This is a genomic window from Micromonospora sp. NPDC048887 (genome assembly GCF_040649715.1).
In the GTDB taxonomy this organism is placed as follows: Bacteria; Actinomycetota; Actinomycetes; order Mycobacteriales; family Micromonosporaceae; genus Micromonospora.
Map to the genome: position 1 here is coordinate 326,377 of NZ_JBEZGA010000003.1, position 11,274 is coordinate 337,650.

At 69.7% G+C, this 11,274-nt stretch carries 9 protein-coding genes; 4 read left to right on the forward strand and 5 right to left on the reverse strand.

Features of this window, described 5'->3' with window-relative positions; translation table 11 throughout:
• Positions 1-51: 51 nt before the first annotated feature.
• The 3 genes from AB0C17_RS07055 to AB0C17_RS07065 all read right to left on the reverse strand — a co-directional run bounded on the left by AB0C17_RS07055 (position 52) and on the right by AB0C17_RS07065 (position 3,227).
• On the reverse strand, positions 52-840 hold the full coding sequence (locus AB0C17_RS07055; RefSeq protein ID WP_357386691.1) for a methyltransferase domain-containing protein: 789 nt from the start codon (positions 838-840) through the stop codon (positions 52-54).
• A gap of 126 nt (positions 841-966) precedes the next feature.
• Positions 967-2,199 carry an MFS transporter gene (locus tag AB0C17_RS07060; protein ID WP_357386693.1) on the reverse strand — a complete coding sequence of 411 codons (1,233 nt, stop codon included), beginning with the start codon at positions 2,197-2,199 and terminating at the stop codon, positions 967-969.
• Positions 2,196-3,227 carry a GNAT family N-acetyltransferase gene (locus AB0C17_RS07065; RefSeq protein WP_357386695.1) on the reverse strand — a complete coding sequence of 344 codons (1,032 nt, stop codon included), beginning with the start codon at positions 3,225-3,227 and terminating at the stop codon, positions 2,196-2,198. The genes AB0C17_RS07060 and AB0C17_RS07065 overlap by 4 nt, the downstream gene beginning before the upstream one ends.
• 162 nt (positions 3,228-3,389) lie before the next feature.
• Between AB0C17_RS07065 and AB0C17_RS07070 the strand changes: the two genes are divergently transcribed.
• Together AB0C17_RS07070 and AB0C17_RS07075 are read left to right on the forward strand one after the other, a co-directional pair.
• Positions 3,390-4,991, forward strand: coding sequence for a PLP-dependent transferase (locus tag AB0C17_RS07070; protein ID WP_357468134.1), 1,602 nt, complete (start codon positions 3,390-3,392; stop codon positions 4,989-4,991).
• Between the two features lie 11 nt (positions 4,992-5,002).
• On the forward strand, positions 5,003-6,331 hold the full coding sequence (locus tag AB0C17_RS07075) for an FAD-binding oxidoreductase (RefSeq protein WP_357468131.1): 1,329 nt from the start codon (positions 5,003-5,005) through the stop codon (positions 6,329-6,331).
• A gap of 89 nt (positions 6,332-6,420) precedes the next feature.
• On the opposite strand, the gene AB0C17_RS07080 is transcribed toward AB0C17_RS07075, so the two are convergent.
• Both AB0C17_RS07080 and AB0C17_RS07085 read right to left on the reverse strand, forming a co-directional pair.
• Positions 6,421-6,798 carry a RidA family protein gene (locus tag AB0C17_RS07080; protein ID WP_357386700.1) on the reverse strand — a complete coding sequence of 126 codons (378 nt, stop codon included), beginning with the start codon at positions 6,796-6,798 and terminating at the stop codon, positions 6,421-6,423.
• A gap of 10 nt (positions 6,799-6,808) precedes the next feature.
• Complete coding sequence (locus AB0C17_RS07085) at positions 6,809-8,173, reverse strand: MFS transporter (RefSeq protein WP_357477143.1); 1,365 nt, start codon at positions 8,171-8,173, stop codon at positions 6,809-6,811.
• Positions 8,174-8,418: 245 nt separating this feature from the next.
• Between AB0C17_RS07085 and AB0C17_RS07090 the strand changes: the two genes are divergently transcribed.
• Together AB0C17_RS07090 and purD are read left to right on the forward strand one after the other, a co-directional pair.
• Positions 8,419-9,906: a PLP-dependent transferase gene (locus AB0C17_RS07090; RefSeq protein ID WP_357477146.1), complete on the forward strand. Its 1,488-nt coding sequence runs from the start codon at positions 8,419-8,421 to the stop codon at positions 9,904-9,906.
• Positions 9,907-9,931: 25 nt separating this feature from the next.
• Entirely contained in the window at positions 9,932-11,248 is a 1,317-nt protein-coding gene (gene purD / locus AB0C17_RS07095; RefSeq protein ID WP_357386707.1) for a phosphoribosylamine--glycine ligase, read from the forward strand.
• Positions 11,249-11,274: the final 26 nt, after the last annotated feature.

Here is an 11,274-nt window from a genome sequence, read left to right on the forward strand (position 1 = left end):
GGCCCCGCACGGGGCCGCCGGCCCGGGCGCTGCCGTGCGTTCCGGCCGGCCTCACCGCTTGGTGACGGCGAGCACCTGACTGTAGTAGCGGGTGAGGTGCCGGTCGTAGTAGAGGAACTCGTAGGGCACGCCCTCGTGCTGGCCGACCTCCGACCACTCGTCGCTGTCCACCAGCTCGTGCAGGTCGCTGACCCAGTTCGCCTCGTCGGTGTACTGGCTCTCGAAGGCCAGCGGGCTGGAGAGCACGAGCAGGCCGCCCGGACGCAGCAGCCGCGCCGCCGCCGACACGACCTGGCGTGGGTCCGGCACCCGGTCGACGACGTTGAGCACGCTGACGAGGTCGAAGTGGCCGGCCTCCCGGGGCACCTGTTCGGCCGGCACCGGGTAGACGGTGGCCTTGTCGTCCGGCTTCGGGATGTCCGCGGCGTCCACGAGGCGGAAGTCCGGCCGCTCGGAATCACGCGGTGGCATGGGGAACCAGCCGTCGAACGGCTCGCCGCACAGCAGGCGCCGCGCCCACACGTTGAACATGTCGGCCGGTTCCGACAGCACGCGCTCCTCGTCGCCGAAGCCGCGGCGGGCCATCTCGTACAGGAAACGGCCCGTGCCGCCACCGACGTCGAAGACCCGGGCCGGCGGCTCCGCGGACGGCCACCACTGCACCACGAGGTCGGCCGTCGCGCGGGCGAAACGCCCCGCGACCGGCGGCTCGGCCCGCGCGAGGCGGCGGTCCGGCAGGGCCTCGGGCAGGACGACGTCCCCCCAGTCGGTGTACAGGTAGCTACCGAGGAAGGCCTGCGAGGCGTAGTTCTCCATGACCTTGGGTGAAACGGTCGACACGTCACTCTCCTGGTCGGCCCGGCGATTGGTCAGGCCAATGCTGCCCGCCGGAGATCGACCAGTCATCTCCCATGTTGCTTCATGCCGGCACGATGTGATGTTCCGTCCGCGCTCCCTCGGCGCGGGTCATCGCTCCGCCCGCACCGGCTCGCCGCCGGCAGGACTCCCGACGCTCTTCTCGGACACGAAATCGCTCCGGACGACCCGAAGCAGCGCGACACCCAGTCCCGCCGCGGCGGCGACGCCGGCCATGACGAGGAAGGCGGAGATGCCGAGCTGGGTGTAGGCGAGAGCACCCAGCAGCGGGCCCACGACCATTCCGGTGTCGGACACCATTCCGAAGGCCCCGAAGGCGCGCCCGAGCAGATGCCGCGGCACGCGGTTCACCCCTTGCCGGGTCACCAGGTACAGCACCGGCTGAGCCGTCATGAACAGCAGCAGGCCGGCACCCATCGCCACCACGCCGTCGAACAGGCCGACCGCGGCGAGACCGACCGCCTCGGCGCCGAGGGCGTACGCGGCGATCACCAGCAACGGCCGGGACTCCACGAACCCGGCGCAGGTCATGGCCACGACCATGAACATCGCCAGCCCGGCCGTGTAGATCGCCGAGGTGTAGGCGACCCCGTTGCTCGTGAACGTGTCGAGGTGCAGGGGGACCACCGGTTCCAACGCCGAGAACAGCGCGTTGTTGATCAGGTCGAGCACCGCGAAGAGAGCCACCAGGAGAACCAGCGGGCGGACGGCTCCCGTGCTCCATCGCTCTGCCTCGGCGGCCGGCGGCTCGGCCTCCACCGGCTCGGTCCGGAGGCCGAGCAACAGCACTCCGCCGGCGGCGGTCACCACCGCGCCGGCCAGGAACACCCCGGTGAATCCGAGTACGGGGTGCAGCAGACCGACCACGGCGGGACCGAGCACCATGCCGGCCGTGCAGCAGCCACCGAACCAGCCCAGCACGCGGGCTGATCCGTAGCGCGAACGGGCTCCCAACGAGCTGGCCAGCTGGTAGAGCACCGGCATGGTGAGCCCCTCGGCCACACCCCAGGCGAGCCGCCAGGCCAGCACCTGCCAGCCCGCGGCGGCGAAGGCCAGACCGAGCACTGCGGCTGCCGTCAGGCTCATCCCCAGGAAACCCAGCACCTGCGGACGTGGCGTGCGGTCGACCAGGATCCCGCCGATCGGCTGCGTCAGTGCCTTGGCCACGGCGAAGCCGCTGAACGCGGCGGCGATCTCCAGGGCGGACATCTGGAACCGCCCGGTCAGCTCCGGCACCAGGGGCACCAGCATGGTGTACGCGATGTTCATCATCACCGCGGACAGCAGCAGCGCCGCGATCCCGGTCCGTCTGCCGGTGGTCATGGATGCTGCGCTAGTCCCTCGTAACCGGCCACTGTCAGCAGGCCTTCGTGCACGGTCGTCAACCGCGGGCGGTAGACGTCGACGTCCTGCGGGTCGGCCGCGTACCACAGCCCCCAGAGGTGGGTGCCCTTGAAACCGTGCTGCTTCTTGAACGTGTCGTTGCCCCGGCCGAACTCGATGACGTCCCAGCCGCGCTCCACACCCTGCGCGAGGAGTTCGTACAGCATGAACGGATAGGGGCTCACCTCGTGGTAGACGCTGGCGTCGGTGCCGGCGCCCCAGATGTAGAGCCGGCGGTCGTGCTCAAGCGACACGGACACCCCGATCGTCCGGTCCTCCCAGACGGCCCGGATCAGACTGGCGTACGGCGTGGACAGCACCGCCTCCAGGGTGGTGCTGTCGTACAGCGCCGGCCAGCCGTGCTTGACCGACGAGCCGTTCGTCAGCTCGAGAACCCGGTCGATCTGCGCCACCGCGTCAGGGCCCGTCTCCTCGACGAGTTTGACGCCCTTCTCGGTGGCCCGGCGCCAGCGGCGTCGCCAGTCGGTCCGCTTCCTCGTCTTGACCTCGCCCATCACCGGGTCCGGTCCGCTGCCCGGGTTCTTGTAGTAGGCGGTGTCCAGGCGGGCGAAGACGTCGGGCGGCCGGACGGCGGCCCACTGGCGGGCCGGACCGGGTGGCAGGTTGAGCACCAGGACCCCGGCCGCACCGAGGTCTCGCGCCTGCTCGCGGGTCTCGTCGACCAGGGCGGCCACCGCCGACTCGTCACCGGCCAGATATGCCGGGCCGTAGACGGAGTAGATCGAGCCGACAGTGAGTACCGGCCGGTCCCAGACGACGCCGCTGCCGGTGTCGTTCTCGAGGCCCTGCCAGAACGGCGAGTATTCCAACAGGTAGCGCGGCGCCCGACCCGGGTGGATGACACGTCGCCGCTCGATGGTCGCCCGTGTCCACGCGTCGAGCCATTCCTGGGTGTCGAACACCGTCGGCCGGTGGGACTGCGCCTCAGAGGACGGCGTGACGGTCATGGAAACTCCTCCGTACCGCGGACATTCCACCTCTCAAACTAGGCCCGGACCGCGCTCGCGGGCGAGAGCCGCTTCCGAAGAGCGCATTTTCCGAGATGGATGTCCGAACACCCGCACGATCGAAGATGCTCATCGCGCCGGGCGGTTGCGACGATGGCGCTCATGACGCGATCCATCGCCTGGCATGACGGCATGACGGGCGGGGACCACGGCTTCGGCGGCCCTGCGGGCTCCGTGACGGCACCGGGCCTCGGCGCCGGCGCGCCGCTCGACGACGTGCTGCCCGAGCAGGTGAAGGACCTGAGCGAGCAGTTCGACGGCTACCTCGTCGAACTACGTGCCGCGCGGCGCGAGATCGACGAGTACGCGACGTACTGCGTGCGCAACGAGCTGCCGGTGGACGAGCCGGTGCTCGCGCAGCTGGTAGCCGCGACGCACCAGGTCGGTATGCGGATGGCCCGGCAGCAGCAGGCCCTGCTCGCCGCCTCCACCACGGACGCGGCGGACCTGCTGGGCGCGAGCGAGGCGGTCCTGCGGTTCGGCGTGGCGACGCTGGCCTATGTGCGGCACTCGCTCGACTGGTCCGCGAAGTCCTACGGGCAGTCGGCCCAGGTGCAGTTCTTCGGCACCCAGTCCGAGGCGTGGCCGACGATCCACTACGACCGCAACGGTACGCACGCGTCCGTGATCCGGGTCGAGCGCCAGCTGCTGGAGTTGCTCGGCCTCCCGCCTGACCGGTTCGCAATCGGGGTGACCTCCTCCGGCATGGCGGCGTACACCTGGATCGAGGCGTTCCTGCTGCGGGACCGGCTCCGTGCGGGCGACACGATGCTCCTGGCGCCCTACATCTACTACGAGGCGGCGCAGCAGCTCCACGCGCTGCCCGAGATTCGGGCCGAGCGGGCGACCGGGTACACCGTCGAGGAGTTCATCGCGGACGTCGTCCGGCTCCGCCCGAAGGTCATCTTCGTCGATCCGCTGGCGAACAACGTGCGGCAGCGGATGTTTGACCTCCCCGAGCTCTTCCGGCGGCTGCGCGAGGTGGTGACCGAACGCTGCACCGTGGTCGTGGACGGGACGATGACCGGCGCGTCGCTGCAGCCGGCACTGCTCGCCTCCGACGACCGGCTGGAGGTCATCTACTACGAGAGCTGCACCAAGTACCTCCAGTTGGGCATGGACTTCGCCCTCGCGGGTCTCGTGGCGTACCCGATCGAGCTGGCCGAGCGGATGGACATGCTGCGCCGCAACACCGGCCTGGTGCTCGCCCGGCACAACGCCGAGCTTTTCCCGCGCTACGAGGTCTCGGTGCACCGCAGGAGAATGCGACGGATCTGGGCCAACGCCGAGAGGGTGGCGACCCTCCTGCACGCCGATCCTCGGGTCAGCTCGGCCGGGATGGTGCACCACCCGGTGCTGCCGCACCACCCGGACCGGCGGCTGGCCGCCGACCTGCCCTACGGCAGCGGCATCGTGACGTTCCTGTACCACGATCACGTACGCAACGAATGGGACAATCTCGACACTGTGGTCGACCACATCCTGGTGCGGGCCAGGACGCGTGGCATCCAGGTCACCAAGGGCGTGAGCTTCGGCTACTCCGTACCGAGGGTGTGGGCGCAGAGCGTCAGCACCACCGAGGAGGAGTACAGGTATGTGCCGATCCCCGACGACGAGCCGCGGTTCCTCCGGCTCTACGTGGGGGACCGGATGCATCAGGTGGAAGGCCTCGTCGAGGCCATCGCCGAAGCCATCGTGGGATGACAGGAGGCGGTATGGGTGACCTGATTGACGGCTTGGACGGATGGGTGCTCCGGCCGGGGGACCGTGACTACGACGACGCACGCGCCGCCTGGAACGGGATGGTCGACCACCGGCCCCGGATGATCGTCAAATGTGCGAGCGTGCGGGACGTGGTGGCCGCCGTGCGCACCGCGCGCGACGCCGGGCTGGAGATCGGCGTGCGGTGCGGCGGACACGCCGCACTCGGGCCGGCCGTGCCGGAGAACGGTCTGCTGATCGATCTCCGGCCGCTGCACGGTGTACAGGTCGACCCGGCACGTCGCACCGCCGTCGTCAAGGGCGGAACACTGCTCGGCGCGGTCGACCGCGGATCACTTCCGCACGGTCTGGCGACCACGACCGGAAGTGTCTCGCACACCGGGGTCGGCGGGTTCACGCTCGGTGGCGGCATGGGCTGGCTGGCCAGGCAGTACGGACTGGGCTGCGACAACGTGCTGTCGTTCGAGGTGGTCACGGCGGCGGGGGAGGTGCTGCGGGCGAGCCGGACCGAGCATCCGGACCTGTACTGGGGGCTGCGCGGCGGTGGCGGGAACTTCGGCGTGGTCACCGAGTTCGAGTTCCGGCTGCACGCGGTCGACCCGCGGGCGCTGGTGGCGGAGCTGACCTTCCCGATCGACGCCGGTCCGGCGGTGCTGCGCGGCTGGCGGGATCTCAGTGCCATTGCGCCGCGCCAGGCCACGTTCACCGCGTCGGTCTCCGACGCGGAGGTCACCGTCGGGTACGTCTGGGTCGGCGATCCCGACCAGGGCAAGGGCCTCGTGCCGGAGCTGTGCGGGCTGAGCCGGCCGGTGCGCGAGCGGGTGTACGAAGCGAGCTATCACGAGCTGCAGACCAGGGACGACGAGGCGGATCGGCACGGCCTGCGCCAGTTCTCAAAGGACCACTACCTGTCGACGTTCCCGGACGCGGCGATCGAGGCGTACCTGTCCCGTGGGGCGCGGGACGGCAGCGGCGAGGGACTGCCGGGCGGCTGGCTGGAGGCGTACGGCGGGGCGATCGCCGAGGTGCCGGACGAGGAGACCGCGTTCGGCCACCGGCAGACGCTCTTCGAGTTCGGGGTCCGCTCGTCGTGGACCGATCCCGCCGAGGACGCCGACCGGATCGCGGTGACGAAGCAGGTGGCGGCGGCGCTCGAACCGTTTGCCAGCGGGGTCTACGTGAACATGCTCAGTGACGACGGGACCGACGGTGTCCGCCGTGCCTACCCGCCCGCCAAGCTGACCCGGCTGGCCGAGGTGAAGCGGGCCTACGACCCGGACAACGTGTTCCACCTCAACCAGAACATCAAGCCGGCGCCCTGATCGTCGCCGACCCGCGAATGCGGAAACCCGCCAGGTCGCGTCCGGCGGAAGGGAGGACGCGACCTGGCGGGCCCGGATGGTTCAGGGCATCAGGCTGCCGCGATGGCCTCGATCTCGAGCAGCCAGGACTCGTCCCAGCATCCGGTGATGATGATCCCCAGAGCGGGCCGGTGGCCGCCGAGCATCTCCTGCCTGATCTTGGAGTTCATCTCCCGGTCGGAGCGATCGGCCAGGTAGGTGGTGACCTTGACGAGGTTCTCGACGGTCATCCCGGCCTCGTGCAGCACCGCCAGCACGTTGCGCCAGACCAGCCGGCACTGTGCCTCGAAGCCCTCCGGCACCGCTTCCTCGGCGGTCAACGGCGCTTGACCGGTGATGAAGAGCAGCCGCTGCGCACCGGTGACGAGCGCACCCTGGGAGAGCCCCGGATCGGCGAGATGCGGGGGATCCACGTTGGTGAAGTTCATGCCAGCGATGCTAAGAAGTCCCTACCCGGGTGTCATCCTCGTGCGTGCTCAGTTGCCCCGTGGACGACCGGGCGCTCCGGTCCCGCACGGCCGGGACGACGGCGATCAGCAGCAGCGCCGCGGTCAGCGCGAAACCGGCCGGGTAACTGAGGATGTCGGCCACGAAACCGAATCCCACGGCGCCTATCCCGAGCCCGGCGTCGTAGGCGAAGTTCCACAGCGCGCTCGCCCGGCCGAACTCGGCCTTGTCGACCCGCTCGAACAGCATCACCATCGTCACGTTCTGCCCCGCGCCGAAACCGATGCCGAACAGCACCATGCCCGCGATCACCGCGACCGGGCTGTCCAGCCAGACCACGCAGAGGGTGCCGACGGCCGCCGAGAGCACGGCCGGGACCAGCAGCCGGGACACGCCGTGACGGTCGGCGATCCAGCCCGCGGCCCAGCGCGCCAGCGCGACCAGGCACGACTGGATGAGCAGAGCCAGCGCGGCCAGGCCGCGTGAATCCGCCGACACCGCCAGCGGCAGGAAGGTGGCGAACACGCCCGAGGCCACCGCGAGTGCCGTGAAGATCAGCGTCGGGCGGGCCAGCGCTCCTGTCATCCCCTTGAAGACCCTGGGCTCCTGCTCGACCCGGCCGGCCCTGGACGGCAGGAGGAGCACGGCGATCACCCCGGCCAACCCGATCACCGTCATCGCCGTGAAGATCGTCGAGAATCCGACGTGGTCGGTGAGCCACACCCCGGCCGGCAACCCCACGACGGCCGGTATCGCGCAGATGACCCCGTACAGCCCGAGGGCTTCCCCGCGGCGTTCGGGTGGGACCAGTTCGGCGACGAGGGCGCCGCCGGCGACCACGAAGATGCCGAACCCGGCGCCCCGCACCAGCGACACCGCGATGACCAGCTCCACCGCCGCCGAGACGGTCAGCAACAGCGACGGCACCGCCAGCAGGAGCAGCCCCAGCGTCAGCACCGTCCGATAGCCCCATCGAGCCAGCAACTTCGGTGCGGCCAGTTCCAGCAGCACCGTGGACAGCATCATCGCACCGGTGGACAGACCGGCACCGACGTCGCCCGCGTCCGACCCGCCGGCATAGAGCGGGACGACCGACAGGAGCAGGAAGAAGTTCGTGAGCGCGCCGAACGCGGCCAGCAGCAACAGGACCATCTGGCGGTTCAGGATCGGCGTCGGAGTGGTCGTCCGCCCCTGGCGCTTCGAGAGGTCGGCCGCTCCCGTGCTGCGCGCCTGCTTCGCGGGTGGCGCCTGCGGGTCGACATCCATGACAGCGTCGTATCCCCTCACCGGCAATGTAGCCCAAGATTCGTGACAAGTGTGCCCATGCCTACCGACCAGGTCGACGTGATCCGGCAATTGAGCAATTTGGAACAAGATTTCGTGGCGTGGCCACAAAGTAGCATCAGAGCTGGCGTGACGATGTCCGCCGGAGCGGCGTTCCCGGTACAGCCGGCCCGAGTTGGAGGAGCACGTTGCCAGAGCACACGCGGTCGACGGCCGACGACAGCGGCGAGCCGCGGGTCCTCTCCGGCGGCCCGCCGGCAACCACGGGGCCGGTCGGCGACGTCGCCGGACCGCAGGCGCCCGACCAGGTTAAGGACTTGGTCAAAGCGCTGGACAGCTGCGCCTGGGAGCTGAGCACGGCACGGCACGACATCGACGAGTTCGTCGGATATTGCGAGCGCAACACGCTACCGGTGGACGAGCCGGTCGTCGCCGCCCTGGTCGCCGCGGCCGACGCGGCCGGCGAGCGCATCGCCGAGCAGCGGCACCTGCTTCTGACACTGTCCGCGATCGACGCGAGCCTGCTGTCGGCGAGCGAGCTGGCGCTCCGCTTCGGGTTGGCCACGCACTCCTATGTCCGTGGTGCGCTGGAATGGCGTTCGGCCGCATTCGACCAGTCGGTGGCCGTGCAATTCTTCGACCTCCGGGCGCAGGGCTCACCAATCGTGAACTACGAGCGCTACGAGCACGATCCGGTGCGCCGGGTCGAGGCGCAATTGCTCGACGTTCTCGGCCTGTCACCGGAGCGCCATTCGATCAGCGCCACCTCGTCCGGTGTCGCCGCCTACACTCTGGTCGAGGCATTCCTGCTGCGGGAGCGGTTGCGCAACGGCGACCTGGTCCTGATGGCGCCGTACATCTACTTCGAGGCGTCCGAGCAGTTGGTCACGCTGCCGTTCGTCCGGGTCGAGCGGGCCTCCGGGTACGGCGTCGAGGAGATCATCGCCGATGTCGTGCACTACCGGCCGCGAGCCCTCTTCGTGGACCCGCTGTCGAACACGGCCGAGCAGCGGATGATCGACCTGCCCGGCCTGCTGGCCCGGCTGCGCTCGGTGGTCATCGAGCGGACCACAGTCGTGATCGACGGCACCATGCTCTCCGGTGGCATGCCGGCCGACCTGCTGAACAGCGACGACAAGGTCGAGGTGCTGTACTACGAGAGCGGCTCGAAGTACCTCCAGTTGGGCATGGACGCCGGCATGGCCGGCATGGTGGCCTACCCGGTCGAGTTGCGGGAGGCCTTCGACCGGCAACGCCGCAACACGGGATTGATCCTCTACCGGCACGGCGCGGACCTGTTCCCGCGGTATCAGCGATCCTTCTATCGCCGGCGGATGACGCGGATCGGCGCGAACGCCCTGCGGATCGCCGAGTTGCTGCGCGGCGACCACCGGGTCACCGATGCCGGCGCGGTCTTCTACCCCGGTCTGCCCGACCACCCCGACGTCCGGATCGCCGAGCGGCTGCCGTACGCGGGTGGGTGTGTGACGTTCCTGTTCCACGACCGGGACCGCAACACCAAGGGTGAGCTCAACCTGCTGTTCGACCGGATCTTCGCCTACGCCCGCGTCTCGGGCGTGCAGGTGACCAAGGGAGCCAGTTTCGGCTTCTCGATCCCACGAGTGTCCGCCGCGGACGCCTTCGCCGAGGGCGAGCCCCCCTTCCTGCGGCTCTACGCGGGCGACCGGGCCGACCAGCTCGAAGCGCTCGCCGAGGCGTTCGCCCAGGCCCTCGCCGACCACGTCGGCGTGTCGCCCCGCGATCTCGCGGGTGACGGCTCACCCCGGATTTCCCGAGTCCCATAACTGCCGCCCCAACGGGAGCCCTTGGATGCGCAATGTGCTCATCATCGACTACGCCGGCCGGGGCCACGCCTTCGCCGACCTGTTCGTGAGAACCGACCCGGACGTCACCGTGCACCTCGCCCCCGGTTGCGCGGCGATCACGGACGATCGCATCGTCTCGGCGCCCTGGCTGGACATCTACCACTCCGGCCCGGTCGTGGAGTACGCCCGGGAGATCGGCGCGGACCTGGCCATGCCGGCCCATCCCAGATCGCTGACCGAAGGGTTCGTCGACGAGCTGCGCGCCGCGGGGATCCCCACCATCGGCCCGGACCGGTCCGCGACCCGTCTCGAGTCCAGCAAGAAGTTCACGAAGGAACTGTGCGTGAAGTACGGCATCCCGACCGCGGGATACCGGTACTTCGAGGATCCGGCGGCCGCCATCGCGTACGTGCGCTCGGTCGACGGCCCGCACGTGGTGAAGGGCAACGAGTCGTGCCAGGGCAACGGCGTCTTCATCTGCGACACCGAGGCCGAGGCGATCGACGCGATCAACCGGCTGATGGTCTCCCGGGACTTCGGCCCCGGCGGACGAACCATCATCATCGAGGAGAAGCTGGTCGGCCGGGAACTCCTGTACTTCGCGCTGGTCGGCGGGGAACACCACCTGATGCTGCCGATGGCGGTCGACTACCCCCGGTCCGACGACGGCAACCGCGGCGTCATGTGCGGCGGCATGGGCGCCTTCTCGCCGAGCCCGGACGACACACCCGAGGAGATCGAGAGGTTCGAGCGTCAGATGCTGCGGCCGCTGCTTGCCGCGATCAACGCCGAGGGACTCCACTACACCGGGGTGATCTACGTCGGCTGCATGCTCGTCGGAGACCAGCTCCACCTCATCGAGATCAACGCCCGGATGGGTGACCCGGAGGCCGAGGTGGTGTTCCCCCGGATCACGACGAACTTCACGGAGGTGGCCGCGTCCATCCTGGACGGCAGCCTCGACCGGCAACCGCCGCTGGCCGTCACCGACGAGTGTTTCGTGAACGTCGTGGCCACCCAGGGGCCGACCAGGGAGCCCGGCCGGTCCTTTCCCGGCTGGCCCTACGGGGAGTACGGCCGCGGCTATCCCATCACCGGTCTGGACGCCGTGGACCGGGACCGCTGCCTCGTCTTCTACGGTGCCGCCCGCACCCGGCCCGACGGCCAGCTGGTCACCGACGGGGGCAAGAGCATCAACCTGGTCGGTCGCGGCGCCACGCTCGACGAGGCGGCCTCGCACGCCTACCAGGCGATAGCCGAGGTGAGCTTCCAGGGCATCCGGTACCGCAACGACATCGCGAAGGCCATGCCGTGGGATTGACGCCGGACCAGGCCCGGCGCCGGTGA

Bases quoted from the DNA above. Each gene is read 5' to 3' on its own strand.
- AB0C17_RS07060 (WP_357386693.1), bottom strand. From the start codon at position 2,199: ATGACCACCGGCAGACGGACCGGGATCGCGGCGCTGCTGCTGTCCGCG.
- AB0C17_RS07065 (WP_357386695.1), bottom strand. From the start codon at position 3,227: ATGACCGTCACGCCGTCCTCTGAGGCGCAGTCCCACCGGCCGACGGTG.
- AB0C17_RS07070 (WP_357468134.1), top strand. From the start codon at position 3,390: ATGACGCGATCCATCGCCTGGCATGACGGCATGACGGGCGGGGACCAC.
- AB0C17_RS07075 (WP_357468131.1), top strand. From the start codon at position 5,003: ATGGGTGACCTGATTGACGGCTTGGACGGATGGGTGCTCCGGCCGGGG.
- AB0C17_RS07080 (WP_357386700.1), bottom strand. From the start codon at position 6,798: ATGAACTTCACCAACGTGGATCCCCCGCATCTCGCCGATCCGGGGCTC.
- purD (WP_357386707.1), top strand. From the start codon at position 9,932: ATGCGCAATGTGCTCATCATCGACTACGCCGGCCGGGGCCACGCCTTC.